A 26160-nucleotide genomic window follows, 5' to 3' on the forward strand; every position below is an offset into this window, starting at 1 on the left:
GTCAAGCGGCCAATCCCACGGTTTTCCGTGCAGGGGGTGGCAATTTTGTTGCGACTCTGCTATAATAAATATCAACGCGTCGATAGTTCGCCTCCCGCCCGCCGGGCGCCAGGGTACTGACGGCGTCCTTATGGAGCCATATCCCTTGTCACTCTGACTGGCTAGCGCCGCCCGAAATTGCCGATCCCCCTTTCGACAAGGGCAGGATGCACCCGGCTTTTTGCGCTTCCCAGCCCACCGGCAAGGCCAAGAAAGGAACTTGCATGTCCGCAAACACGCTCGTCTTTGAAGTCGGAGATTATGTCGTTTACCCGAAGCATGGCGTGGGGCGCGTCATCGAATTGCAGAAATCCGAAATCGCCGGGATGCAGCTCGAACTTTATGTTCTGCGTTTCGAAAAAGAAAAGATGACGCTTCGCGTTCCCACCAACAAGGCCGAAGGCGTCGGGATGCGCAAGCTGTCGTCGGACAAGACGCTGAAGGAAGCGCTGCAGGTTCTGACCACCAAGCCGAAGGTGAAGCGCACCATGTGGTCGCGCCGCGCGCAGGAATATGAAGCGAAGATCAATTCGGGCGACCTCGTGTCGATCGCCGAAGTGACCCGCGACCTGTTCCGCGCCGATGACCAGCCCGAGCAGAGCTATTCGGAGCGTCAGATCTTCGAAGCGGCGTCGAGCCGCCTCGCGCGCGAACTGGGCGCGATGGAGGAAAGCGACGAAAAGACCGCACAGGCGAAGATTCTTCAGATCCTCAACGAGCACGCGCCGAAATATTATCTGGAAAAGGCGGTCTGACGCCGCGCATTCCAAAGGGGGAATGAAAGGGCGGTCCTTAAAGGGCCGCCCTTTTTTCAGGGCGACCCTCTCTTCCCGTCACCCCGGACTTGATCCGGGGTGACGGGAAGAGGAGTGGATCAGGGATAGCGCGCCGCTACGAAATAGAGCCCGTCGGGCGGCGCGTTCAACCCGAGCGCGCTGCGATCCGCGGCGTCGAGCGCGGCCTTCAGATCGCGCGCCGACCATTTGCCTTCGCCGACCATGGACAAACAGCCGACCATCGAGCGTACCTGATGATGCAGGAAACTGCGCGCCGCGGTTTCGATGACGATCTCGTCGCCGTGGCGGCTGACGCTGATCCGGTCGAGCGTCTTGACCGGGCTTTCGGCCTGGCAATGCACCGAGCGGAAGGTGGTGAAGTCATGCCGTCCCACAAGCGCCTGCGCCGCGCCGTGCATCGCTCCGGCATCGAGCGGCTTGGCGAATTGCCACGACAGCCCCTTATCCCACGTCAGCGGCGCGCGGCGGTTGACGATGCGATATTCATAGGCGCGCCCGATGCACGAAAAGCGCGCGTGCCAGTCGTCCGCGACCGTCTCGCAGGCGAGCACCGCGATGGGGGCGGGGCGAAGCTGCGCGTTGAGCGCTTCCATCAGGCGAAAGGGCTCGATCGTTTTCTCGATATCGACGTGCGCGCGCATCGCGATCGCGTGCACGCCCGCATCGGTCCGCCCCGCGCCATGCACCGGGGTTTCCTCGCGGGTGATACGCGTGACTGCTTCCTCCAGCGCCTGCTGGACGCTGGGGCCGTGCGATTGCCGCTGCCAGCCCATGAAGGGGCGGCCGTCGAACTCGATGGTGAGGGCGAAGCGGGTCATGCAAACGCAGTGAGACAATAAATAGGGACAGTCCCTATTTTTCTTTTCTCGACGCTGCGTCGATTGCCGATGCGCATCGAAAAATAGGGACTGTCCCTGTTTATTGAGGGGGCCGTCATGCGAGCCGCACCCCTTTCGGAATCGCCCGCCCGCGCAGCAGTTCGGTGGCATCCATCGCGGGCTTGCCCGCGCGCTGCACGCGCGTCGCGCGGATCGCACCGGGGTTGCAGGCGATCGTCAGCGCATCGCCAAGCGTGACACCGGGTGTGGCGCCCGCGACCGTCTCCGCCGGATGCACGACCTCGGCCGCCAAAATCTTGTAACGCTCGCCGTCCAGCTCGAAGAAGGCCCCCGGCACCGGGTTGAAGGCGCGGATCTGGCGTTCGACCTGCACCGCGCTGGTCAGGAAATCGAGCCGCGCCTCGCTCTTGTCGATCTTCGCGGCATAGGTGACGCCTGTTTCGGGTTGTGACACGGGCGCGAAGACGGAAAGATCACTCAGCACCGTCACCATCATCCGCGCACCCATTTCGGCGAGTTCGTCGGTGAGCTCGCCCGCGCTCTTGCCCGCGATCACGGTCGTATCGACCAGCCGCATCGCGCCGGTGTCGAGCCCGGCGTCCATCTGCATGATTGTCACGCCGGTCTCGGTATCGCCCGCCAGGATCGCGCGCTGCACCGGCGCCGCGCCGCGCCAGCGCGGCAGGATCGAGCCATGGACGTTGAGGCAGCCCTCACGCGGCGCATCGAGCACCGCCTGCGGCAGGATCAGGCCGTAAGCCGCGACCACGGCGACATCGAGGTTCAGCGCGGCGAAGGCCACCTGTTCCTCGGCGGATTTCAGGCTCTTCGGGGTGCGGACGGGCAGGCCATGCGCTTCGGCCCAGACGTGCACAGCGCTCTGCTGCACCTTCTTGCCGCGCTGCGCCGGGCGCGGCGGCTGGGTATAGACGGCGGCGATTTCGTGCCCTGCCGCGTGAAGCGCGGCGAGCGTTGGCACCGCAAAGGGCGGCGTTCCCATGAAGGCGATGCGCATGGGCGGCGCTTTGGCGGAGGATGCGGGGTTGCGCAAGTATCCCTCTCCCCTTGCGGGAGAGGGCAGCGAGACTGGCCAGCTTGCTGGCTAGTCGCAGCGGGTGAGGGGGCCGCGCCGTCGCAACCCCTCTCCAGCCTCCGCTAGACGCTCCGCGCCAAGCTCCGGCATCCTCTCCCGCAAGGGGAGAGGATTGTATGCGCTCGCGTCGCGCGATAGGTGCTCTGTATGGCCTCCACCGAAATCGAAGCGCTCGTCCAGCAACTTGCCCGCCTGCCGGGGCTCGGCCCGCGGTCGGCGCGGCGCGCGGTGCTGCACCTGATGAAGAAGCGCGAGAGCAGCTTCGCGCCGCTGCTCGCCGCGCTGCAGACGGTGTCGGAACGGCTCGTCACCTGCACCGTCTGCGGCAATGTCGACACGCAGGATCCGTGCGCGATCTGCGCCGACCCGCGCCGCGACGCGCGCAGCCTGTGCGTCGTCGAGGAGGTGTCGGACCTCTGGGCGCTCGACAAGTCGCGGCTGTTTCCGGGCAAATATCATGTGCTGGGCGGGCGATTGTCGGCGCTGGAAGGCGTGCGGCCACAGGACCTCAGCATCGACGCGCTGGTGAACCGCGTCGCCGCGGGCGGCATCGACGAGGTCGTGCTGGCGATGAACGCGACACTGGAGGGGCAGACGACCGCGCATTATCTCGCCGAGCGGCTGGAGGGCTATCCGGTGCGGCTGACCCAACTCGCGCACGGCCTGCCAGTGGGGGGCGAACTCGACTATCTGGATGAAGGAACGCTGGCGCAGGCGCTGCGGGCGAGAAGACCAGTGGGATGAGACTTGGTGCGCAAATCCTTATCTGCGCTTTCCTGGCCGCCGTGCCCGCTATCGCCGTCGGTAGCATGGCGCTCGATCATAATCCGCAGGGGGAGTTTGCCAACCCCGGCTATACTAGCGATCTCTATCTGCTGGTCACGATAACTTGGGCTCTGTTTGCGCTGCCGGCGATGGGGCTGGTCACACTGATCGAATTCGGACGGCGCTCCGATCATTGACCCGCGGGCTTCGCCTACCTAAATCGCACCCATGGCCCTGTTACCCATCATAGAGACCCCCGATCCCCGGCTGCGCGTCATTTCGAAGCCTGTCGAGACGTTCGACGCCGAATTGAAGACGCTGGTCGCCGACATGTTCGAGACGATGTACGACGCGCCCGGCATCGGGCTGGCGGCGATTCAGGTCGGGGTCGCGAAGCGCATCCTCGTCATCGACCTTCAGGAACCCGATCCCGAGGATGAAGAGGGCAAGCGCGTGATCCGCGACCCGCGCGTCTTCATCAACCCCGTCTTCTCCGACGAGAGCGAGGCGCACAGCGTCTATCAGGAAGGCTGCCTGTCGGTTCCTGAGCAATATGCCGATGTGACGCGCCCAGCCGAAGTCACCGTCGACTGGCAGGACGTGGACGGCAAGCACCATCGGGAACGCATGACCGGGCTGATGGCGACGTGCATCCAGCACGAGCACGACCATCTGGAAGGCATTCTCTTCATCGACCATCTGTCGCGGCTGAAGCGCGAGATGGTGCTGAAGAAGCTCGCGAAGATGCGCAAGGCGGCGTAATATCCCTCTCCCCTGGGGGAGAGGGTTGCGCAAGTTTGGCAGCTTGCTGCCTAGCTGAAGCTGGGTGAGGGTGACCCGCGTTGGCAGAGCAAACCCTCACCCGCTGCGACTAGCGGACAAGTCCGCAAGTCTCGCTGCCCTCTCTCGCAAGCGGGAGAGGGAAAAACTTAATCCGCCTTCTTCGCGACCCCCACCATCGCGGGGCGCAGCAGCCGGTCCTTCATCATATAGCCCGCCTGCATTTCCTGCACGATCGTGCCGCTTTCCTTGTCGCTCGGGATTTCGAGCATCGCCTGATGCTGATTCGGGTCGAGCGGCAGGCCGATCGCGGCGATGCGGGTGATGCCGTTGCGCTCGAACACGCTCATCAGCTCGCGCTCGGTGGCTTCGAGGCCGGTGAGCAGCGGCTTGATCGCCTCGTCGGCGCGCTGTTCTTCGCTGAGCGACGCCAGCGCGCGGCCCAGATTGTCGGCGACCGACAAGATGTCGCGCGCGAATTTGGTCGCCGCATAGGCGTGCGCGTCGGCGATCTCCTTGTCCTTGCGGCGCGTGACGTTCTGCGTCTCGGCGCGCGCATAGAGCAGATCCTGCTGGAGTGCCGCAAGCTGCTCGGCAAGCGCCGCCGCTTCGTCCTGCGCCTCCGGTGCCGTGGTTGCGCTGTCTGCGGCCTGACCCTCTTCGACGGGCGTATCGTTTTCGGTGTTCGTCATAATCCTATCGTATCAGTCTGGAGAGAGATTGTGCGGTGAAATCCACCATGGGAACGATCCGCGCATAGTTCAAGCGCGTCGGGCCGATCACCCCCACCACGCCGACCACGCGGCCGTCGCTGCCATGATAAGGGGCGGCGATAACCGAGGATCCTGACAGCGAAAAGAGCTTGTTCTCCGACCCGATGAAAATGCGCGTCGCGCTGCCCTCGCGCGCGCTGTCGAGCAAGCCGGCGATTTCCTGCTTGGTTTCGAGTTCGTCGAGCAGTTGCCGCACCCGGTCGAGGTCGCCGACCGCGCTTTCGTCGAGCAGATTTGCCTGGCCGCGCACGATGAGGACGGGCCGGTCGGCGCCGTCCGACGACCAGATGGCGAGCCCGCGCGACACGAGGTCGGCGGCGGCGCGATCGATCGCGATGCGCTCGGCCTCGATCTCGCGCCGCACCCGCGCCATCGCGTCGGACAGCGTCAGCCCCGCAAGCATCGCGCTGACATAATTGCCCGCCTCGACGAGCGCCGAGGGGTTGAGCCCGGCGGGCACGTCGATGACGCGATTCTCGACCGTGCCGTCGCCCGCGACGAGCACGACGAGCGCCTGCGTTCCCGACATCGGCACGAAGGCAACCTGCTTCAGCACCCGCTCATGCTTGGGGACGAGGACGAGCCCGGCGCAGGCGGACAGGCCCGACAGCGCGGCGGTCGCCTGCGCGAGCGCGCTTTCGATCGGCCCGCCGCCGTCGGCAAGGCTCGCCTCGATCTGCGCGCGGTCCTCGGCTGAAGGCTCGGCGACCTGCATCATCCCGTCGACGAAGAGGCGGAGACCCTGTTCGGTCGGCAGCCGCCCCGCGCTGGTGTGCGGGCTGGCGAGCAGGCCATATTCCTCGAGGTCTTGCATGACGTTGCGGATTGACGCCGGCGACAGGTTGAGCGCCGCGAGTTTCGACAGGGTGCGCGACCCGACCGGCTGGCCGGTTTCGAGATAGGCGTCGACGACCAGCCGGAACACGTCGCGGGCGCGCGTGGTGAGTTCGGTGATCGGCGGATTGGTCATGCCGAGGATGTAGGGGCGGCGCGGGGGAGGGGCAAGCATCGTGCTCGCCTTCCGTCATTCCCTTCGTCATTCCCGCGAAGGCGGGAATCCAGCTCTTTTCCAACTGTCTCTTCGCGCCTTTGCGCCTTTGCGTGAGATTTTCCGATTTCACGCAAAGGCGCGAAGAATGAGCAAGCTGGATTCCCGTCTTCGCGGGAATGACGAAAGTGGGTGCATTTGATCTGGCTTGTGCATAGCCTCCTCACGGGGGAGAAACCGTATGACCACACGCCCACTGACCGAGGACGACCCGCTCGACGATTTCGAGCATCGCACCATCGCATTGCTCGGCCGCCCGCACCGCGTCTACACGATGGGCAACGGCCCCGCGGTGGTCGTGATGACCGAAATGCCGGGGATCAGCCCGCATGTCGCGCGCTTCGCCCGCTGGGTCCGCGATGCGGGCTTCACCGTCTATATGCCGCATATCTTCGGGCGCGACGGCGCGGTGCCGCGGATGCCCGGCGCGCTGTTCACGATGATCGGCGGCTGCGTCAGTCGCCAGTTCCGCGCCTTTCAGGCGAATGAAAGCTCGCCCGCCGTCCAGTGGCTGCGCGCCCTCGCGGCGCTCGCGCACAAGGAGTGCGGCGGCCGGGGCGTCGGCGCGATCGGCATGTGCTTCACCGGCAATTTCGCGCTGTCGATGATGCTCGAACCCGCGGTGCTCGCGCCGGTGCTGTCGCAGCCGTCGCTGCCGCTGAATGACGCGGCAGGGATGCACATCGCCCCCGACGAGCTCGCGGCGGTCAAGGCGCGTATGGAGGCGGAGGATCTGACCGTGCTCGCCTATCGCTTCGAGGGCGACAAATTTTGCAAGGCGGCGCGCTTCGCCGCCTATGAGGCCGCGCTCGGCGACCGCTTCGTCGGCCGCGTGCTGCCTGACAGCGCCGCCAATCCCGACAGCCCGATGGCGAATCCGCACAGCGTCGTCACGCTCCACCTGATCGACGAGGAAGGTCAGCCGACACGCGCGGCGCGCGACGAAATCCTCGATTTCTTCCGTATGCGCTTGAGCGGTTGAGGACGGCGGCCTAAGGGCGGCGCATTCATCACCTGAAAGGATTCCCATGCGACCCTCCGGCCGCGCGCCCGACCAGATGCGCTCCATCGCCATCGAAACCAACTTCACCATCCATGCCGAGGGCAGCGTCCTTGTGTCGTTCGGCAATACGAAGGTGCTGGTGACCGCCAGCGTCGAGGAGAAAGTGCCGCCCTTTCTTCGCGGCAAGGGGCAGGGCTGGGTGACGGCCGAATATGGGATGCTCCCGCGCGCGACCCATACGCGCGGCAGTCGCGAAGCGGCGAAGGGTAAGCAGTCGGGAAGAACGCATGAAATTCAGAGACTTATCGGGCGTAGCTTGCGCGCCGTCGTCGATATGAAGAAGCTCGGCGAGCGCCAGATCGTCATCGATTGCGACGTCATCCAGGCCGACGGCGGCACGCGCACCGCGTCGATTAGCGGCGCGTGGGTTGCGCTGCGGCTTGCGGTCGACAAGCTGCTCGAAAGCAAGGCGCTCGCCGCCGACCCGATCGAGGATCAGGTCGCGGCGATCTCGTGCGGCATCTACAACGGCACGCCGGTGCTCGACCTCGATTATGATGAGGATTCGGTTGCCGAAGCCGACGGCAATTTCGTCCTCACCGGCCGCGGCCAGATCGTCGAAGTGCAGGCGAGTGCCGAAGGCGCGACCTATGACGAGGAAGGCCTGCTGCGCCTGCTCCGCCTCGCGCGCATCGGCTGCACCGACATCTTCGCCGCGCAGGCGAAGGCGGTGGGGCGCTGAGGTGACGCGCAAGCTCGCTCCCGGCAAACTCGTCATCGCAAGCCATAATGCGGGCAAGGTGCGCGAGATTCGCGCGCTGCTCGAACCCTTCGGGATCGAGCCGGTGTCGGCGGGCGACCTGGGCCTGCCCGAGCCGGAGGAGACGGGGACGACGTTCCGCGAGAATGCGCTGCTCAAGGCACACGCGAGCGCGTCTGCGGCTGGGCTGCCCGCGCTTGCCGACGACAGCGGGCTCGAAGTCGCGGCGCTCGGCGGGCGGCCGGGCGTCTACACCGCCGACTGGGCCGAGCGCCAATGGTTCGAGGGCGAGAAGGGCCGCGACTGGTATATGGCGATGGGCAAGGTCGAAGGGCTGCTCGCCGAGCAGGGGCCGGACGTCGACCGCAGCGCGCGCTTCGTGTGCACGCTCGCGCTGGCCTGGCCGGATGGATATGCGGATGTTTACGAAGGTGCCGCGGAGGGTGACCTGACCTGGCCGCCGCGCGGGACATTGGGATTCGGTTATGATCCGGTCTTCGTTCCGATCGGCAAATCACTGACTTATGCGGAAATCGATCCGGCCGAAAAACATGCGATCAGTCATCGCGCCGACGCCTTCACCAAGCTGGTGACGGGGGCTTTCGACTAATTATATCCGGGTGAATTGACTTTTTTTACCCGGATATAATGGGGCGCCATGACAGAGCGTTCCGAAACCGTCACCGCCTTTCTCGGCGATACGCAACTCGCTTCGGGCAGCCGCGAGGCCGTTACCCGCACGCTCGAGGATCGCTATCCCGGCGACCTCGGATCGATCCTCGTGTTCGACGATGCCAGCGGCAAGCTGACCGACCTCGATTATTGGGACGCGGCGAAGACCGTGCCAGTTCCATCCGCGGGGCGCCCGCGTCTGGGCGTGAAGGCACGCGAAGTCACGCTGCTGCCGCGCCATTGGGACTGGCTGGCGGCGCAGCCCGGCGGCGCGTCGGCTGCCTTGCGCCGGCTGGTCGAAAGCGCCGTGCGGGAGGCCCCCAGCCTCGCGCAGCGCCGCGATGCGGCCTATCATTTCATGAGCCATATGTGCGGCGACCGCCCGGGTTATGAAGAAGCGCTGCGCGCGCTCTACCGCGACGAAGATGGCGCCTTCGACGCCATCGTGGCGGCGTGGCCCGACGACGTCCGCACCCATATCGGCCACCTGCTCCATCGCTGACGCACGCGATTCCGCCTTTCGCCGGGCCGATGAATGGGAGTAGGGGGCGCCATGGCCGAACCGCTCGCCCTTTATGTCCATTGGCCGTTCTGCGTGTCGAAATGTCCCTATTGCGACTTCAACAGCCATGTCCGCGAGCGCGTCGATCAGGCGGCGTGGCGCGCGGCGCTGCTGGCCGACCTGCGGCATGAGGCGGCGCTGCTGCCGGGCCGCAAGATCTCGTCGATCTTCTTCGGCGGCGGCACGCCCAGCCTGATGCCGCCCGCGACCGTCGCGGCGGTGATCGCGGCAGCGGATGCTGCGTGGGGGATGACGGACGATGTCGAGATCACGCTGGAGGCGAACCCCAATTCGGTCGAGGTCGCCAATTTCGCCGATCTGGCCGCCGCTGGGGTCAACCGCGTATCGATCGGCGTTCAGAGCTTCGATCCGCAAATCCTTGATTTCCTGGGGCGCGCGCACAGCGGAGATGAGGCACGCCGCGCGATCGCGGCGGCGCAGGATCATTTCGCGCGCGTCAGCTTCGATCTGATCTATGCGCGGCCCGGCCAGTCGCTTGCGGCGTGGGAGTCCGAGCTTGGCGCGGCGCTGGCGTTCGGCACCGGGCATCTTTCGCTCTATCAGCTCACGATCGAGCCCGGCACGCGCTTCGCGACCCTCGCCGCGAAGGGCGATCTCGTCATTCCCGACGGTGACGCCGCTGCCGACCTGTTCGACGCGACGCAGGCGATCACGCGCGCCGCGGGCCTGCCGCGCTACGAGGTGTCAAACCACGCCGCACCGGGCGAGGAGAGTCGGCACAATCTGACCTATTGGCGCTATGGCGACTATGCGGGCATCGGACCCGGTGCGCACGGGCGGCGGCTGGCGCAGGCGACCGAGCGGCACCGGAAGCCCGAAAATTTCCTGGCGGCGGTCGGGCGGAATGGCCATGGGCTCAAGGTCGAGACCGACCTGCCGTCGCACGAACGCGCGACCGAGGCGATGCTGATGGGGCTGCGTCTGACCGAAGGTGTGGATCTGGCGCGCGTCGAGGAACGGAGCGGGCTGGGTCGCGAGGCGTTCGTCGATGCGGACGCGGTAGCCCCGCTGGCGGGGCAGGGGCTGCTGGTGCAGGACGGCGACCGGCTGGCGGTGACCGATGCGGGGATATTGCTGCTCGACAGCATCCTTTCCGAGGTGGTGCGGATCGGCTAGACATTTCAAAAGCCCGTTCGCCCTGAGCCTGTCGAAGGGCCGTTCTTCCTTTTCGAGGCTGGAAGAAAGGACGGGGCTTCGACAAGCTCAGCCTGAACGGAATATTGGTTGGCAGACGGACTGATCCGCGACTGGGACGCCCATCTGGCGCATGAGAAGCGCCGGTCGGAGCATACGCGCCGCGCCTATGTCGCGACCGCGACACGCTTTTGCGCCTTTCTGTCGCAGCATCGCGGCGGTGCGGTCGATGCCTCAATGCTCAGGAGCCTGACGCCGAACGACCTCCGCTCTTATCTGGCCGACCGCCGCGCCGAAGGGCTGGGCAATGCGTCGGCGGCGCGCGAACTCAGTGCGCTCAGGACGTTCCTGCGCTTCGTCGGCGGCTCGAATGCCAGCGTGCCGCAGCTTCGCGGGCCGCGCGTCAAGAAAGGGCTGCCGCGCCCCGTCGCGCCCGCAGAAGCGCTCCAGCTCGCGCAGGATGTCGAAGACAATGCCCGCGAGGGTTGGGTCGGCGCGCGCGACTTTGCGCTGCTGCTGCTGCTGTACGGCGCGGGGCTCCGCATCGGCGAAGCGCTGAGCCTCACCGGCGCGGCGCTGCCGCTCGGCGACACGCTGCGCGTCACGGGCAAGCGGAACAAGACCCGCATCGTCCCGATCCTGCCCGCGGTCGCATCAGCGGTGTCGCGCTATGTCGAGGCCTGTCCGTGGCCGATCGGCAAGGAGACGCCGCTGTTCCTTGGCGCGCGCGGCGGCCCGCTGGCGCCGGGGGTGATCCGCGCGAGCGTGCGTTCGGCGCGGCGCGCGCTGGGCCTGCCCGAACGCACGACGCCGCATGCGCTGCGCCACAGTTTTGCGACGCATCTGCTCGCGGGCGGGGCCGATCTGCGCAGCCTTCAGGAATTGCTCGGCCATGCGAGCCTCGCCTCGACGCAAATCTATACCGCGGTCGACGCGGCGCATCTGCTCGACATTTATCGCAGCGCGCACCCGCGAGCCTGACGGGGATCAGCCGCGCGGTTTCCAGGTGAACACCCGCCACAGATAAATCAGCACCAGCGACCCGATCGCGACCAGCGCCATCGGCCCGACGAAGGCGTCGAGATTGGCGAAGCGGCTGCCGAACCAGTGGCCCGCGCCCGCGAGCGCGCTGATCCAGATCGTCGAGCCCGCGGCGGTCCAGACCAGGAATTTCGCTTGATTCATCCGCACCATGCCCGCGGGAAGCGATACCATCGTCCGCGCCACCGGCATGAAGCGCGCGACGAAGACGATCGCGGGACCATATTTCAGGAAAAAGCCGTGCAATCGCTCGACCTCCGCCCAGTCGAGCGTCAGCCAGCGCCCATGCCGGTCGATGAAGGGTCTCAGCCGCTCATAGCCGATCCAGCGCCCGATCGCATACCAGACCCAGTTCCCCGCCGTCGTCCCGGCGACCGCGACCGCGATCAGCGTCCAGAGGTCGAACCGCCCCTGCGCGACCGCGATGCCGCCGAGGCCCATGATGACTTCGGACGGGATCGGCGGAAAGACGTTCTCGAGGACCATCAGCACGAAGATGCCGAGATAGCCCCAGCCCTGGATCAGGTCGAGAATGAGGGTGGTCATGCAGGGTTCAACGCAAGGGCTGCGTCAACCGATCCGTCGTTCGATCGCGTCCCAGATCATCGCGGCGGTATCGACATTATCGAAGCGGTCGATCGCGACAATCCCGGTCGGCGAGGTGACGTTGATTTCGGTCAGCCATTCGCCGCCGATCACGTCGATGCCGACGAACAGCAGCCCGCGTTCGCGCAAGGCGGGACCGAGGACGTCGCAAATCTCCTGCTCGCGCGGGGTCAACGCCGCCGCTTCGGCATAGCCGCCGACCGCGAGATTCGACCGGAACTCGCCTTCGCCGGGCTTGCGGTTGATCGCGCCCGCGAACGCGCCGTCGATCAGCACGATACGCTTGTCGCCCTGACTGACGCTCGGCAGGAACTGCTGGACCATGAAAGGCTCGGGCCAGACCTGCCCGAACAGCTCGACGAGCGCGCCGAGGTTCGCCCCGTCCGCGTCGATGCGGAACACCGCCTTGCCGCCGTTGCCGTGGAGCGGCTTGATCACGACGGCGCCGTAACGCGCCTGAAAATCCTTCACCGCGTCGAGGTCGCGCGTCACCATCGTCGGCGGCATGAATTCGGGAAAGTCGAGCACGAACACTTTTTCGGGGGCGTTGCGCACCGACACCGGATCGTTGACGACCAGCGTCTCGTCCTTGATGCGTTCAAGCAGCCACGTCCCGGTCAGATAGCCGAGGTCAAAGGGCGGGTCCTGCCGCATCAGCACGACGTCGACATCGCGGCCGAGGTCGAGCGTGACCTGCTCGCCGAATTTGTAGTGGCTGCCCGGCTCGCGCTTCGCCTCGACGACGCGGTGCGCCTTGGTGGTCAGCCGCCCCGCCTCCCACGTCAGGCCGCGCACGTCGTAATGATAGAGCGGATAGCCGCGCTCGAGCGCCTTCAGCATCAGGTGGAAGCTGCTGTCGCCATTGATGTTGACCGTATCCATCGGGTCCATTTGCACGGCTGCGCGCAGGGTCATGTCTTTCTCCTTACGGGGCAACCAGAGGGTTCGATCAAGAACCGTTCGCCCTGAGCTTGTCGAAGGGCCGTACTGCCTTTCTCCAGCGCCCGAAAGAAGGACGGTGCTTCGACAAGCTCAGCACGAACGGAGGAAGGAGCAGACCCGGTCCGGCATTAAGGCTGCCAGACGTGGACCAGATGGCGAGGCAATCGCTTCGGCGCAAGGAGCATCACGTCGATCCGGATGTCGTCGGTCGGCCGCGCGAGGCGCGGAGCCAGCATCGCCGCCGCCGCGGCGACGCGCCGCAGCCGCCATTCGTCGATCGCCAGATCGAGGTCCCCGGCCCGCTCGCGCCATTTCACTTCGATGAAGGCGAGCGTGCGCCCGCGCCGCGCGACGAGGTCGACTTCGCCCGCGCTCACGCGCAGCCGCTCGCCGACGATCCGCCAGCCGTGCAGCCGCAGCCACCACGCCGCGCGCCGCTCGGCCCTGCGTCCGCGCGCTTCGGCGGCGGCGCGGTTCAAGCCCGGTCCTTGAGGGCGAGCGCGCGTGCATAGACATTGTGCCGGTCGAGGCCATATCGCTTCGCGACCGCCTTTGCCGCCTGCGCGACGGGCTTGTCGGCCATGGCGGCGCGCAACGCGGCGTCGAGGGTGGCGTCGTCGGCGATTTCGGCGGCCGCTTCGTCCGGCGGGCCGACGACGACTACGATCTCTCCCTTCGGCGGTACATCGGCATAGCGTGCGGCAAGCTCGCTCAGCGTCCCCGTCACGCATTCCTCGTAGAGCTTGCTGATTTCGCGCGCGACCGCCGCGTCGCGGTTGCCGAGCCCTTCGGCGAGCGCGCCCAGCGCCGCCGCGAGCCGCGGCCCGCTTTCGTAGAAGACCAAAGTCGAGCGCAGCGCGGCGAACTCCGCGATCGTATCGGCGCGCGCTTTCGCCTTGTTCGGCAGGAAGCCCGCGAACAGGAAGCGGTCGCTGGGCAGTCCCGACAAAGTGATCGCGGCGATCGCGGCGCAGGGGCCGGGCAGGGTGGTGACGTGCCGGCCAGCCGCCCGCGCATCGCGGACGAGTTTGTAGCCGGGGTCCGAAATCAGCGGCGTTCCCGCGTCGGATACCAGAATGACGACTTCGTTTTCCATGCGCGCAACCAAGGCGGCGCGGGCGCGTTCGTCGCTATGATCATGATAGGGGGTCATCGGCACACGCAAACCCAGATGCGACAGCAGCTTCGCGGTCACGCGCGTATCCTCGGCCGCGATTACGTCGGCGGAGGCGAGTATCGCTGCCGCGCGCGCGCTTATGTCGCCGAGGTTGCCGATGGGCGTCGCAACGATATAGAGACCGGGCAAGGGAGATTTTGAGATGGTCGAATCCGGCATGGAGCCGAAAATGGCAGAAACTGCCCCGCAGCGCCAAGAGAATGCGCCGCTCCGCCGGCAATTGCTGCGCGGGCTCGGCGTCATGGCGATGGCCGGCTTTCTCGCTGCGTGCCAGGTGGTGCCGAAAAGCAGCGGCCCCGCGACTCCGCCGCCGCCGCCCGCCGGCGACAATGTCGGCCCCGGCCTGCCGACCGATACCGACCGTCACCGCGTCGCGCTGCTGGTGCCGGAGAGCGGCACCAACGCCGACGTCGGCACCGCGATCGCCAATGCGACGACGATGGCGCTGCTCGATTCGCGCACCGAAAAGGTCCGCATCACCACCTATGACACCGCGCTCGGCGCCGCTGCGGCGGCGCGACAGGCGGTCGCCGACGGCAACAAGCTGATCCTCGGCCCGCTGCTCAGCGAGGATGTCGCCGCGGTCGCGCCGATCGCGCGCGCGGCGAAGGTGCCGGTGCTCAGCTTCTCGAACGACAGCAGCGTCGCGGGCAACGGCGTCTTCATCATGGGCTTCGTCCCCGGCCAGTCGGTCGAGCGCGTCGTGGCCTACGCGCGGAGCAAGGGACATCAGCGCTTCGGCGCGCTCGTTCCCAAGACCGTCTATGGCGAGCGCTCGACCGCCGCTTTCCGCGCCGCGGTGGCGGCCGCGGGCGGGACGCTGGTGTCGATCGAAAGCTATGACCGCAGCGCGACCGCGCTGACCGGCGCGGCGCGGCGGCTCGCCAATGCGGGCGCGATCGACGCGGTGCTGATCGCCGATTCGGGCGGCAACGCGATCCGCGCCGTGCCGGTGGTGAAGAGCGGCGGCAGCAAGCAGATCCTCGGCACCGAGCTCTGGAACACCGATGCCGCGCTTGGCGGCAATGCCGCGATGCGCGGGGCATGGTTCGCCAGCGTGTCGGACGGCCTCTATGGCCAGCTCGCCGCCAAATATCGCACGCGCTACGGCAAGGCGCCCTACCGGCTCGCCAGCCTCGGCTATGATTCGGTGCTGCTGACGGTGCGTATCGCGCGCGACTGGAAGCCGGGGACGAATTTCCCGGCGTCGCGCCTGCTCGCCGCCGACGGGTTCGGCGGCATCGACGGTATCTTCCGCTTCAACAATCGCGGCATCGCCGAGCGCGCGCTCGAAGTGAGCGAGGTCGGGGCGGGCGGCTTCCGCGTCATCGACCCGGCGCCGGCGAAGTGGTGAGGCGCCGCGGCGTGGCTTGACCGCCACAGTCGGACGAAAAGCGTCATCTTTCTGCCACGGGCGGCCTTTACGCCGCGCCCGGCTTCACTATATGAGCGGGGCGCACGTGGATCGCGTCGATTCCGCACGCCTGCCTAAAACGACCAGGAGATACAGCTATACCACCGCCGATGACTCGCCGCTCGATGGCGCCCATGCCGCCCAAAAACGGCCCGCGATACAATGAATTCATCGCTTCGCCCAAGGTCCGCGTGATCGACGAGGAAGGCGAGAATCTGGGCGTGATGCTGACGGCCGAAGCAATCGAGCAGGCGGCCGAGGTCGGGCTCGATCTGGTCGAGGTGTCGCCGAACGCCGATCCGCCGGTGTGCAAGTTCCTGGATGTCGGCAAGTTCAAATACGAAGCCCAGAAAAAGGCAAACCTGGCGCGCAAAAGCCAGAAGACACAGGAAATCAAAGAGATCAAGATGCGTCCGAACATCGACGATCATGATTTCGACGTGAAGATGAAGAAGGTCTTCGATTTTCTGGGTGAGGGCGACAAGGTCAAGATGACCATGCGCTTCCGCGGCCGCGAGATGAGCCACACCCAGCTTGGCCTCAATGTGCTTCAGCGCGTCGCCGAAATGACCGCCGAGATCGCGAAGGTCGAGGCGCATCCGCGCACCGAGGGCCGCCAGATGCTGATGGTGCTCGCGCCGAAGTGAGTTACCCATTCCCTCCGCTTCAGAGGAGGGGCAGCGAGAGTTGCGAGCTTGCTCGCTACTCGCAGCGGGGTGGTGCTCAGCACAGACGTCCACCACCCCAAACCCCTCCTCTGAAGCGGAGGGGCTTCAATCTTTTCTCATCCGATCCTGAAATCCAGCACCGTCGTCCCCGCAGGGCGACCGCCGCCGACATAGCGGCGCTCAACCATATGGACATCGCCCGCGGCCGACACAGCGACCAGCGTCGATGCGCGCGTGCCATAGACGTCGCCGAGCAGAAACAGCGCCGGGTCGCCCTCGGCGGTCAGCGTGTCGAGCAGGCCTTCGGGGTCGGCGCCGGCTTCGACCACCGCGGCCAGCGCCGCGCGTAGCCGTTCGGCGCGGGGGCAAGGGCTATCGATGGGTTCGTTGGCGAGAGCATGAATGCCGTCCGCCAGCGTCGCGATCAGGGGCTGCGGCCGATTGGTAAGCAGCCGGGCGGTTCCGTCCGCGGCGAACAGGTTGAAGGCATTGAACCGATCGAGATCGGCGGCGGTCGGGTCGGCGAAGCGCCCTTCGCCGCGCAGCATGTCAACGACGAGCGCGCCGCGCGAATCCTTCGCCGGATCGGGTATCGCGCCACGTACGTTGGTGACCACCACGGCGCGCCCGCTCGGCCGATGCACGCCGAGCCACGTCCCGCCCGCCTGAAGATCGCGCCCCGCGACGATGCCGCCGCCGTCGGTCCATTCGGCGAGCGGCGCGGCGGGGCGCTCGTGAAACTCGTCGCGGTTCCCGATCAGGATCAACGGCCAGTCGGGATGGACGCGGTGGGCAAGGGCGACGACGCACATGCAGGCGCATATCGGTCGCCGCGACCCCTTTGCCAAGCCGCCATCTCGGTGTATTGCAACGATATGTCACTCATTGCCGAGGCGGGGGAATGATGATAGCCTCCGCCGATCTTTCTGAAGGGGGAGGTGAATATGAGCAATGCTGTGAAGACGCCCTGGCACCTTTGGGTGGTCGGGGCAGTATCCTTGCTGATCAACGCCTTTCCGGTCGCCGATTTTACGCTGACCAATTTGCAGAATGAATTCTGGCTGTCACCGCTGAACGATGCACAGCGCAGTTTCATCCTTGGCGCGCCGCTTTGGTCGGACGTTTCCTGGGCGCTCGGTGGCTTCGGCGCCTTTGTAGGTTCGCTGCTATTGCTTATGCGGTCGCGCCACGCCGTCACCGCCTTTATCGTGTCGATCATCGGGCTCGCTGGCTCGACACTGTATCAGCATATCCTGAACGGGGAGACGACGAGGCAGTTGTTCCAGAACGTCGCCCTGTTCGTGACGCTGACCATTTGGGTCATAATGCTCGCGCTGCTTTTCTACGCCCGCGCGATGAAGGCGAAGGGCGTCCTGCGCTGACTTGAAAAGGGGTGTCTGCGGGCGCCCCCATCCTACCGCGCCCGAATGAAAGCTCGGATATCTTCGGCCAATTTGTGCCGATCTTCGTCGCGGATGTACATCATGTGCCCTGCATCATAATATTTATACTCGATCCGGTCCTGCGGGATTCCGGTGCGCGACAGCGCATATTCGGCGGCGAAAAAGGGCGTTGCGAAATCATAATAACCCTGGCCGACGAAGACGCGCAGGCCCGAATTTTCGCGCAGCGCCTGCCCGATATAGGGCGCGACGTTCAGATAGGCGTTGCTGTCGCGCCCGCCGATCCGCCAGTCCCACGGGCCGACATTGCCGATCGACTGATATTCGCGATCCGTCTTGAACCCCAGCGTATCGCGCGCCCAGCTGTTGATCGCGGCGGTATAGCCCGCGTCGATGCCATAGAAGCTGGGATCATTGTCGGGCTCCTCGCCCGCATTGTCGTAATCCTTGCCGGTATAGCGGCTGTCGAGCCGTCCGATGGTCAGGCCGCGGTCGCGGAGCAACTCCTTGTAGAAGCGGCCGGGCGTCACGCGCAGGTCGGCGCGCTCGAGGAAATCCTCCGACAGGCCGGTGAAGCGTGCGAGGTCGCGGCGGATCGCGGCGCGCTCCTCGCCCTGCAGTTTCTGTCCTTTCAGCAGCGCGGCGGCATAGGGACCGATCGCCCATTGCCGCGCTTCCTCGGCGAACGCCTCGACCGACGGTGCGCTCGCCTTGCCGTGATAGAGCGCGGTGGTCGCCATCGAGGGGAGGTTGGTGATATAGCCGAGCTCGTTCCCCGGCGCGTCGGAGCCTGCGGCGAAGTCGAGCACGGTCGAGATCAGGATGATCCCATTGAGGCCGACGTCGTTGAAGGTTTCGTTCATTAACTGATTGGCGACAGCTGCCGAGCGCGTCGTGCCGTAGCTTTCGCCACCAAGAAACTTGGGGCTGTTCCAGCGGCCATTTTCATTGAGCCAGCGCCGGATCACTTCGGCGACCGCCTTCGCATCCTGCGTGATGCCGTAATAATTCTTGGGATCGGCTTTGCCGATCAGGTGCGAAAAGCCGGTGCCCGGCGGGTCGATGAAGACGATGTCGGTGACATCGAGCAGCGCGTCGGGATTGTCGACGAGGGGATAGGGCGGCGCGCCGTCGTCGGTGCCATTGCCGGGAATCGCGACGCGCTTGGGGCCAAAGGCCCCCATCATCAGCCACACGGTGCCCGACCCGGGCCCGCCGTTGAACAGGAAGGTCACCGGCCGGTTCGGGTCGCGCGGCTCCCTGATATAGGCGGTGGTGACGATCGCGGCTTCGGCTACGCCGTCCTGATTCTTGAGGATCGTCTCGCCGATCGTCGCGGCGTAATTGATCCGCTGCCCGCCGAAGGTGCCCGACAGCTTGGTGGTGTGGACCTGCGGTTCATAGTCGGCGGGCTTTTCGGCCTTCGCCTTGTCCGCTGCCTTATCGGCCGGCGCATCCTGCGCATGCAGCATGGGAGGCGCAGCGGCGGCGAGCGCCAGCGCGATGATCGACAGACCCGTTTTCATGATTTTCTCCCCGTTGAGAGGAAAACACTAAGCGGGACGGGAAGGGGCGGCAAGGCTGCTGGTCGGCGTGCAATGGCACTTGGTCGAAGCGATCGTCAACGCCCCCACTTGGTCTTGCTCTGCCTCCCGAAGCGCCCTTTGCGCGTGCCTGGCTTGCCCTCGTTGCTGCGGCCCACGCGGGGCGCCACCTGCTCGTCTGCTGGTAACCCGAGTTCGTCCGCTTCCAGCCGCCGGATTTCGTCGCGCAGGCGGCCGGCTTCCTCGAATTCCAGGTCGGCGGCGGCGTCGCGCATCTTCTTTTCGAGGTCGGCGATATAGGCGCGCAGATTGTGGCCGACCATATGGTCGGGCTTGTCGTCGCCGAGGTCGATCGTCACCTGATCCTTTGACGCGACATGCGCGATGATGTCGCCGATGTTGCGCTTGATCGTCGTCGGCGTGATGCCGTGTTCGTCGTTATACGCCTGCTGCTTCTCGCGGCGGCGGTCGGTTTCGCGCATTGCGCGTTCCATGCTGCCGGTGATGCGGTCGGCGTAGAGGATGACGCGCCCATCGACGTTCCGCGCGGCGCGGCCGATCGTCTGGACGAGGCTGGTCTCGCTGCGCAGGAATCCTTCCTTGTCGGCGTCGAGGATCGCGACGAGCCCGCATTCGGGAATGTCGAGCCCCTCGCGCAGCAGGTTGATGCCGACGAGCACGTCGAACACGCCGAGGCGCAGGTCGCGGATGATCTCGATACGCTCCAGCGTCTCGACGTCGCTGTGCATGTAGCGGACCTTGAGGCCGGCTTCGTGGAGGAATTCGGTCAAATCCTCCGCCATCCGCTTGGTCAGCGTCGTAACCAGCGTGCGGTATCCGGCGGCCGCGGTCTTTTTCGCTTCGGCGATCAGGTCGTCGACCTGCTCCTCGACCGGCTTGATCTCGACCGGGGGGTCGATGAGGCCGGTGGGGCGGATCACCTGCTCAGCGAAGACGCCCTGCGTGCGGTCCATCTCCCACGTCCCCGGGGTCGCCGACACGCTGACCGTCTGTGGGCGCATCATGTCCCATTCGGCGAAGCGCAGCGGCCGGTTGTCGATGCAGGAGGGCAGGCGGAAGCCATATTCGGCCAGCGTGATCTTGCGGCGGTGATCGCCCTTCGACATCGCGCCGATCTGCGGGATCGTCTGGTGGCTCTCGTCAACGAAGAGCAGTGCGTTGTCGGGGAGATATTCGAACAGGGTCGGCGGCGGCTCGCCGGGCAGGCGGCCGGTGAGGAAGCGGCTGTAATTCTCGATCCCGGCGCAGCTTCCGGTTGCGGCGATCATTTCGAGGTCGAAATTGGTACGCTGTTCGAGCCGCTGCGCCTCGAGCAGCCGCCCCTCGGCCTCGAGTTCCTTCAGCCGCTCGGCGAGTTCGTGGCGGATCGCTTCGCTTGCCTGCTTGAGCGTCGGGCCGGGGGTCACATAGTGCGAGTTGGCAAAGACGCGGACATAATTCAGGTTGGCGATCTTCTTGCCCGTCAGCGGGTCGAATTCGGTGATTTCCTCGATCTCGTCGCCGAAGAAGCTGACGCGCCACGCCATGTCCTCATAGTGCGACGGGAAAATCTCCAGGCTGTCGCCACGCACGCGGAAATTGCCGCGCGCAAACGCCTGGTCGTTGCGCTTGTACTGAAGCGCGACGAGCTTGCGGATGATCTCGCGGCTGTCGGCGACCTGACCCTTCTTCAAATCGAAGATCATCGCCGAATAGGTTTCGACCGACCCGATGCCATAGAGGCACGACACCGACGCGACGATGATCACGTCGTCGCGTTCGAGCAGCGCGCGCGTTGCCGAATGGCGCATCCGGTCGATCGCCTCGTTCACGCTCGACTCTTTCTCGATGTAGGTGTCGGAGCGCGGCACATAGGCCTCGGGCTGGTAATAGTCGTAATAGCTGACGAAATATTCGACCGCATTGTTCGGAAAGAAGCTCTTGAACTCGCCATAGAGCTGCGCCGCGAGAATCTTGTTCGGGGCAAGGATCAGCGCCGGGCGCTGCAATTCCTCGATGACCTTCGCCATGGTGAAGGTCTTGCCCGATCCGGTGACGCCGAGCAGCACCTGGTCGCGCTCGCCGGCGAGCGCGGTATCGACCAGTTCGCGAATCGCCGCCGGCTGGTCGCCGGCGGGCTGATAATCGCTAACCAGTTCGAATCGCTTGCCGCCTTCGACCTTGTCGGGGCGCGCGGGGCGGTGCGGGACATAGGCCGCGCTGGTGTCGATTTCGTCGAGCGATGTGCGAATCTGGATTGCCATTGACGGCAATATGGTATCGATGGGGCTCAACCACAAATAATATGCTGGGCAACCAATTGGTCGCGTTCGAGTTTCCGATCTGCTCAACAGGAGGATGAATTCCATGAAAAAATTTGTGACGATTGCGGCTCTCGGGGTCGCGCTGGCCGTTTCGGGCTGCGGCAAGAGCGAAAATAATGCCGGCGGCACCGTCAAGCGCGAAGCCGGAAACTGGAAGACCGACGTCAAGCTGGTGAAATTCGAAGTCCCCGGCATGCCGGCCGAAATGAAGGACGGCATGGCGAAGATGATGGAAGGCGCCAGCGGCATGGACCAGTGCTTCACGCAGGAGCAGGTCGACAAGGAGGATATTGCCTCCGAACTCGCCAAGGGTCCCGGCAACGGCGGCGAGTGCAAATGGTCGAAGAAGGATGTCAGCGGCGGCAAGATCGACGTCGCGGGCACCTGCACCGCCAACGGCCAGACGGTCGATATGGCGATGAACGGCACGATGGAAGCGAAGAAGACCGACGTGACGATCACGACCAAGGGCAAGGTGCCGAACGGGCAGGGTGATATGGAAATGGTGCTCCAGATGACGAGCACGCACACCGGCCCGTGCAAGGACGGCGCGGCGACGACCAAGAGCTGAGCGCTCGCGTCGCTGACGAAAAGCCGAAGGGCGCCGATGCAAATCGGCGCCCTTTTTCTTTGGGAGGCATCGGGGAGGGATGGACTTGCCGGAAGGGATGCAGGTGGGGCTGCTCCCCTTCCGGCGAAGTCTCTGTTCAATGGAACCGCGAGACGTTTCGAAAGGCGCCAGGGACCAGCTCGCACCCTTCGGTCTTGCGACCCCATTTGTTCGGGTCGGGCACGAGGCCCGATCCGAACCACGACCGCCAAGGGCGTGCCGCGACCCTTGAACGATCTCATGCACCGGGGCAGGAGGACAGTTACAATGGGTCACGTCGCGGCGTGTAGCCGGATGGTAAGGTTTTCTTTACCATTGCGCCCCAATTTCCGGGCCATTTGGAGCAACGCCGTGATTTTGTTATAAGGCCGGGGTCGCCTGTTACCGTTACATCATTGGGAAATCGGTGGCCGTCCCCGTCGAATGGCGTATCTACCGCGCGCCACGCAAAGGGCATTTGAGGGTTGCATGGACCGCACGACAACGAACCAGCTTCCGGGACGCGATGATGACGACCGGATTATCGCGGCCGAACATGAGCGGCTCCGCGCGTCGCCGCTGTTCACGCGGTCGCCGGTTCTGTCGCGCTTGCTCCAGTTTCTGGTCGAGCATCGTCTGAACGGCGGGCGGAGCGCGCCCAAGGCCTATGCCATTGCGACCGAGGCGCTGGGTCGCAACGCCGATTTCGACCCCGCCGTCGACAGCTATCCGCGTGTCATGGTGGGACGGCTTCGGACGCTGCTCGATCGCTATTATGCCGAAACCGCATGGGTCCATCGCCTGCGCGTGCCGCAGGGAAGTTATGAGATCGTGGTTCAGCGCCGCGCCTCACCTCCGGTGCGGCCCGCGGCCGGGGATGACGGCGTATCGTCGGTTGACGGGTCTGACGAGGCCCTGCCGCCATCGCGCCCCGACGACCGCACCGTGTCGGCGCGTCGTTCGCGGGGATTTCGTTGGCTCTGGATCGTTCCGCTCGTCGCGTTCGCACTGGCGGCGGGATGGTGGGCCTCTGCCAATTGGGGGCGCTTGACGCATTCCGCCGCGCGGCCGGTGCCGCTGCTCGAGATTGCGATGCCTCAATCGGGCGACACGCCGGTATCGCGCGCGCTGGCCCGCGCGCTCGAAAGCCGGCTTCGCGACGGGCTGCGCCGCTTCGACCTGGTCGATCTCAGAAGCGCCGCGCCCGCCGGCGCGGCATCGTCGGCGCGCGCCGATTACCGGCTGGACGCATCGATCGTTCGTACGATCGATGGACCCGCCGACGTCACGCTGGTGCTCAATCGCCTGGTCGATCAGCGCACCATCTGGTCGCAGCAATTCCACCTGGCCAAGGCTGAAATGCCCGAATTCGCCGCGATCGATCCCGCGATCGCCCAGGTCGCAGGCGATTATGGCATCATCGTGCGCGATCAGGTTCAGCGGAACCCCGACGATTTCGCCCCCGGCTATCCCTGCCTCGCGCAATTCAACCGGATTCGGCAGATGCGCAACCCGCAGGGGGTGCGGCAGATCGACGCCTGCCTGCGCGCGACGCTGGACCGCAAGCCGAACGACCCGGTCGCGCTGAATGCGCTGTCGCTGCTTCGTTTCGGCGACTGGCAGGCGCGCCGCAACACGCCCGATGGGGCCAAGGCCTTCGCCGAGGCGCGGTCGCTGGCGCTGCGCGCCTATGAAAATGGCGCGGGCACGGCGGCGGGCCTATTCGCGATGGCGCGTGCGAATTTTTACGGGCGCAATTGCGCGGGCGGGCTGGCGATGGGCGACGGCGCTCTGCGGCTCAACCCCTATGATGCCGATCTGGCCGGGTTCATGGGGCTGTTCAAGCTGGCGTGCGGCCATGGCGCGGAGGGAGAGCAACTGTTGCAGCGCTCGCTCGACCTCGATTCCTCCTATCCGGGCGTGCCGGCGGTGACGCTGGCGTTCGTCCGGTCGCAGGCGGGCGATCAGGAGGGGGCGATGGCCATTCTCGATCGCGTCCCGTCGCCCAGCAAGATGGAGCCGCAATATCTGCTCATCCGGTCGATCGTGCTCGCGCGTCAGGGACATTTGCCAGAAGCGCGCGCGGGCTGGCAGCGGCTGCTCGCCTTTACGAAACAGCCCGCGAACGCGGCGCCCGAAGTGGTGCTGGGGCAGTTCATGATCACGCCCGCCGTGATCGAGCGGGCGTCGGCGGCGGTGCGCGAATCGGGCATCGTTGCGCCGGCGGCGGCGCGCTGACGCCGGACGCGACGGCCGGTTGCGCAAAGACTTGCGGGCGGCCCTTGCCCTTCCTATTTTCGACGCGGGCACCGGAAGACGGGAAGGGGGAAACTGGCCGGGAGCGATGAGCGAACGCCGGTCGGACCGAAACCTTTCGCCTCACTGCTAGGCGCCAGCCCTCTTGCCAGCCCAGCCGCTGGGCACTAGGGCAAATTCCAACATTCACGACATAGTCAGAAAAAAGGAACTGTGCATGAGCGATTCGGCCGAAAAGGTTAAGAAGATCGTCGTCGAACATCTGGGCGTCGAAGCCGACAAGGTTACCGAAGAGGCGAGCTTCATCGACGACCTGGGCGCCGACAGCCTCGACATCGTTGAACTGGTGATGGCGTTCGAGGAAGAATTCGGTGTCGAAATCCCTGACGACGCGGCGGAAAAGATCGCCACCGTCAAGGACGCGATCGACTATATCGAAGCGAACAAGGGCTAAGGCGAGCCTGTCCGGCATAGCCGGATATGGGCGCTCAAGCCGCCCGCATATTTCCGGCTTCCCGGCCCCGAGCGTTCGCGCGCAGTGGCTGGGAAGCCTTTTTTATGGATGTGCGTCCACGAATTTGATGCGGCGGCCTGCGGGGGCAGGGGCCGACGAAAGGAATGTCTATGCGCCGGATTGTGGTGACGGGATTGGGTTTGGTGACGCCGCTGGGCGCCGACGTGGAAACCACCTGGAAAAATCTGATCGCCGGCAAATCGGGCGCGGGGCAGATCACGCGTTTCGATGCGTCGGATCAGAAATGCACGATCGCATGCGAGGTAAAGCCCGCCGACCATGAATATGGCTTCGACCCCGGCAAGCGTGTCGATCATAAGGTCCAGCGCCAGGTCGATCCCTTCATCGTCTATGGCATCGACGCCGCGGGCCAGGCGCTCGAAGACGCCGGCCTCACCGAGATGGACGAGGAAACCAAGCTGCGCGCGGGCTGCTCGATCGGTTCGGGAATCGGCGGCCTGCCGGGAATCGAGAGCGAAAGCCTGCTGCTCGCTGAAAAGGGGCCGGGCCGCGTTTCGCCTCACTTCGTCCACGGCCGCCTGATCAACCTGATCTCGGGCCAGGTCAGCATCAAATACGGGCTGATGGGGCCGAATCACGCCGTCGTCACCGCCTGCTCGACCGGCGCCCATTCGATCGGCGATGCCGCGCGGATGATCCGCGACGGCGACGCCGATATCATGCTTGCGGGCGGCGCCGAATCGACGATCTGCCCGATCGGCATCGCCGGCTTCGCGCAGGCGCGCGCGCTGAACATGAGCAGCAATGACGCGCCCGAAAAGGCGAGCCGCCCTTATGACAAGGACCGCGACGGCTTTGTGATGGGCGAGGGCGCGGGCGTCGTGGTGCTCGAGGAATATGAGCATGCCAAGGCGCGCGGCGCGAAAATCTATGCCGAGGTCGTCGGTTACGGTCTTTCGGGGGACGCCAATCACGTCACCGCGCCGCACCCCGACGGCTTCGGTGCCTATCGTTCGATGGAGATGGCGCTGAAAAAGGCGGGCATGACCCCCGCCGACATCGACTATATCAACGCCCACGGCACGTCGACGATGGCCGACACGATCGAGCTCGGTGCGGTCAAGCGCCTGTTCGGCGATGCGATCGGCGACGTGTCGATGAGCTCGACCAAGTCGGCGATCGGCCATCTGCTCGGCGGCGCCGGCGCGGTCGAGACGATCTTCTGCATCCTTGCGATCCGCGACCAGATCGTCCCGCCGACGCTCAACCTCGACAATCCCGACGAGGGCACCGAGGGCGTCGACCTCGTCCCGCACACGGCGAAGAAGCGCAAGGTTCGCGCCGCGCTCAACAACAGTTTCGGCTTCGGCGGCACCAACGCCAGCCTGATCGTCAAGGCGGTAGACTGATAACGTCGTCATTGCGACCCCGGATC

Annotated in this window: 28 protein-coding genes; 17 read left to right on the top strand and 11 right to left on the bottom strand. The window is 65.6% G+C overall.

What is annotated here, in order from left to right; all coding sequences use genetic code 11:
- Positions 1–263 precede the first annotated feature (263 nt).
- On the top strand, positions 264–794 hold the full coding sequence (locus NP825_RS04625) for a CarD family transcriptional regulator (protein WP_257548901.1): 531 nt from the start codon (positions 264–266) through the stop codon (positions 792–794).
- A 119-nt stretch (positions 795–913) separates the two neighbouring features.
- On the opposite strand, the gene truA is transcribed toward NP825_RS04625, so the two are convergent.
- Together truA and fmt are read right to left on the bottom strand one after the other, a co-directional pair.
- Positions 914–1654, bottom strand: coding sequence for a tRNA pseudouridine(38-40) synthase TruA (gene truA, locus NP825_RS04630; protein ID WP_257548902.1), 741 nt, complete (start codon positions 1652–1654; stop codon positions 914–916).
- A gap of 115 nt (positions 1655–1769) precedes the next feature.
- Positions 1770–2690, bottom strand: coding sequence for a methionyl-tRNA formyltransferase (gene fmt / locus NP825_RS04635; protein WP_257548904.1), 921 nt, complete (start codon positions 2688–2690; stop codon positions 1770–1772).
- Positions 2691–2915: 225 nt separating this feature from the next.
- On the opposite strand from fmt, the gene recR reads away from it, so the two are divergent.
- The 3 genes from recR (at position 2916) to def (ending at position 4295) form a co-directional block, all read left to right on the top strand.
- Positions 2916–3512 (top strand): recombination mediator RecR, encoded by a 597-nt coding sequence (gene recR / locus NP825_RS04640; RefSeq protein ID WP_257548906.1) that lies wholly within the window; start codon positions 2916–2918, stop codon positions 3510–3512.
- Between the two features lie 65 nt (positions 3513–3577).
- Positions 3578–3730 carry a hypothetical protein gene (locus NP825_RS04645; protein ID WP_257548908.1) on the top strand — a complete coding sequence of 51 codons (153 nt, stop codon included), beginning with the start codon at positions 3578–3580 and terminating at the stop codon, positions 3728–3730.
- A 31-nt stretch (positions 3731–3761) separates the two neighbouring features.
- Positions 3762–4295, top strand: coding sequence for a peptide deformylase (gene def / locus NP825_RS04650; RefSeq protein ID WP_257548911.1), 534 nt, complete (start codon positions 3762–3764; stop codon positions 4293–4295).
- 167 nt (positions 4296–4462) lie between these two features.
- Here def and grpE read toward each other — a convergent pair whose 3' ends face one another.
- Together grpE and hrcA are read right to left on the bottom strand one after the other, a co-directional pair.
- Entirely contained in the window at positions 4463–5005 is a 543-nt protein-coding gene (gene grpE / locus NP825_RS04655; protein ID WP_257548913.1) for a nucleotide exchange factor GrpE, read from the bottom strand.
- Between the two features lie 4 nt (positions 5006–5009).
- The gene (gene hrcA, locus NP825_RS04660) at positions 5010–6056 is read right to left on the bottom strand and encodes a heat-inducible transcriptional repressor HrcA (protein ID WP_257551304.1); all 1047 of its coding nucleotides are present in this window, start codon (positions 6054–6056) and stop codon (positions 5010–5012) included.
- A 259-nt stretch (positions 6057–6315) separates the two neighbouring features.
- Here hrcA and NP825_RS04665 point away from each other — a divergent pair, with 259 nt between their 5' ends.
- The 6 genes from NP825_RS04665 to NP825_RS04690 all read left to right on the top strand — a co-directional run bounded on the left by NP825_RS04665 (position 6316) and on the right by NP825_RS04690 (position 11267).
- A complete protein-coding gene (locus NP825_RS04665) occupies positions 6316–7116 on the top strand; it encodes a dienelactone hydrolase family protein (protein WP_257548914.1) in 801 nt (266 codons plus the stop codon).
- A gap of 46 nt (positions 7117–7162) precedes the next feature.
- Positions 7163–7879, top strand: coding sequence for a ribonuclease PH (rph, locus tag NP825_RS04670; RefSeq protein WP_257548915.1), 717 nt, complete (start codon positions 7163–7165; stop codon positions 7877–7879).
- Between the two features lies 1 nt (position 7880).
- Entirely contained in the window at positions 7881–8507 is a 627-nt protein-coding gene (rdgB, locus tag NP825_RS04675) for an RdgB/HAM1 family non-canonical purine NTP pyrophosphatase (RefSeq protein WP_257548916.1), read from the top strand.
- A gap of 48 nt (positions 8508–8555) precedes the next feature.
- The gene (locus NP825_RS04680; RefSeq protein ID WP_257548917.1) at positions 8556–9071 is read left to right on the top strand and encodes a DUF2239 family protein; all 516 of its coding nucleotides are present in this window, start codon (positions 8556–8558) and stop codon (positions 9069–9071) included.
- Positions 9072–9122: 51 nt separating this feature from the next.
- Positions 9123–10268, top strand: coding sequence for a radical SAM family heme chaperone HemW (hemW, locus tag NP825_RS04685; RefSeq protein WP_257548918.1), 1146 nt, complete (start codon positions 9123–9125; stop codon positions 10266–10268).
- Positions 10269–10376: 108 nt separating this feature from the next.
- Entirely contained in the window at positions 10377–11267 is an 891-nt protein-coding gene (locus tag NP825_RS04690) for a tyrosine recombinase XerC (protein ID WP_257548919.1), read from the top strand.
- Positions 11268–11273: 6 nt separating this feature from the next.
- Here NP825_RS04690 and NP825_RS04695 read toward each other — a convergent pair whose 3' ends face one another.
- From NP825_RS04695 to rsmI, 4 genes are all read right to left on the bottom strand, one after another.
- Entirely contained in the window at positions 11274–11873 is a 600-nt protein-coding gene (locus NP825_RS04695) for a DedA family protein (protein ID WP_257548920.1), read from the bottom strand.
- 24 nt (positions 11874–11897) lie between these two features.
- The gene (gshB, locus tag NP825_RS04700; RefSeq protein ID WP_257548922.1) at positions 11898–12848 is read right to left on the bottom strand and encodes a glutathione synthase; all 951 of its coding nucleotides are present in this window, start codon (positions 12846–12848) and stop codon (positions 11898–11900) included.
- A gap of 155 nt (positions 12849–13003) precedes the next feature.
- A complete protein-coding gene (locus NP825_RS04705) occupies positions 13004–13354 on the bottom strand; it encodes a YraN family protein (RefSeq protein ID WP_257548924.1) in 351 nt (116 codons plus the stop codon).
- The gene (rsmI, locus tag NP825_RS04710; protein WP_257548926.1) at positions 13351–14211 is read right to left on the bottom strand and encodes a 16S rRNA (cytidine(1402)-2'-O)-methyltransferase; all 861 of its coding nucleotides are present in this window, start codon (positions 14209–14211) and stop codon (positions 13351–13353) included. The genes NP825_RS04705 and rsmI overlap by 4 nt, the downstream gene beginning before the upstream one ends.
- Before the next feature lie 10 nt (positions 14212–14221).
- Here rsmI and NP825_RS04715 point away from each other — a divergent pair, with 10 nt between their 5' ends.
- Both NP825_RS04715 and infC read left to right on the top strand, forming a co-directional pair.
- Positions 14222–15406: a penicillin-binding protein activator gene (locus NP825_RS04715; RefSeq protein ID WP_257548928.1), complete on the top strand. Its 1185-nt coding sequence runs from the start codon at positions 14222–14224 to the stop codon at positions 15404–15406.
- A gap of 170 nt (positions 15407–15576) precedes the next feature.
- Positions 15577–16113, top strand: a complete 537-nt coding sequence (infC, locus tag NP825_RS04720) for a translation initiation factor IF-3 (protein WP_257548930.1) — start codon at positions 15577–15579, stop codon at positions 16111–16113.
- A gap of 137 nt (positions 16114–16250) precedes the next feature.
- Here infC and NP825_RS04725 read toward each other — a convergent pair whose 3' ends face one another.
- A complete protein-coding gene (locus NP825_RS04725; RefSeq protein ID WP_257548932.1) occupies positions 16251–16946 on the bottom strand; it encodes an NRDE family protein in 696 nt (231 codons plus the stop codon).
- Between the two features lie 132 nt (positions 16947–17078).
- On the opposite strand from NP825_RS04725, the gene NP825_RS04730 reads away from it, so the two are divergent.
- Positions 17079–17516: a hypothetical protein gene (locus tag NP825_RS04730; protein ID WP_257548934.1), complete on the top strand. Its 438-nt coding sequence runs from the start codon at positions 17079–17081 to the stop codon at positions 17514–17516.
- Between the two features lie 32 nt (positions 17517–17548).
- On the opposite strand, the gene NP825_RS04735 is transcribed toward NP825_RS04730, so the two are convergent.
- Both NP825_RS04735 and uvrB read right to left on the bottom strand, forming a co-directional pair.
- Entirely contained in the window at positions 17549–19063 is a 1515-nt protein-coding gene (locus NP825_RS04735) for a S10 family peptidase (protein WP_257548936.1), read from the bottom strand.
- Between the two features lie 95 nt (positions 19064–19158).
- Positions 19159–21345: an excinuclease ABC subunit UvrB gene (gene uvrB, locus NP825_RS04740; protein ID WP_257548938.1), complete on the bottom strand. Its 2187-nt coding sequence runs from the start codon at positions 21343–21345 to the stop codon at positions 19159–19161.
- A 103-nt stretch (positions 21346–21448) separates the two neighbouring features.
- Here uvrB and NP825_RS04745 point away from each other — a divergent pair, with 103 nt between their 5' ends.
- The 4 genes from NP825_RS04745 to fabF all read left to right on the top strand — a co-directional run bounded on the left by NP825_RS04745 (position 21449) and on the right by fabF (position 26134).
- A complete protein-coding gene (locus tag NP825_RS04745) occupies positions 21449–21976 on the top strand; it encodes a DUF3617 domain-containing protein (RefSeq protein WP_257548941.1) in 528 nt (175 codons plus the stop codon).
- Positions 21977–22483: 507 nt separating this feature from the next.
- Positions 22484–24232, top strand: a complete 1749-nt coding sequence (locus tag NP825_RS04750; protein ID WP_257548943.1) for a M48 family metallopeptidase — start codon at positions 22484–22486, stop codon at positions 24230–24232.
- Positions 24233–24467: 235 nt separating this feature from the next.
- Complete coding sequence (locus NP825_RS04755) at positions 24468–24704, top strand: acyl carrier protein (RefSeq protein ID WP_003039428.1); 237 nt, start codon at positions 24468–24470, stop codon at positions 24702–24704.
- A 170-nt stretch (positions 24705–24874) separates the two neighbouring features.
- Positions 24875–26134, top strand: coding sequence for a beta-ketoacyl-ACP synthase II (fabF, locus tag NP825_RS04760; protein ID WP_257548956.1), 1260 nt, complete (start codon positions 24875–24877; stop codon positions 26132–26134).
- Positions 26135–26160 lie beyond the last annotated feature (26 nt).

It is taken from the genome of Sphingopyxis sp. DBS4 (assembly GCF_024628865.1).
Classification (GTDB): domain Bacteria; phylum Pseudomonadota; class Alphaproteobacteria; order Sphingomonadales; family Sphingomonadaceae; genus Sphingopyxis.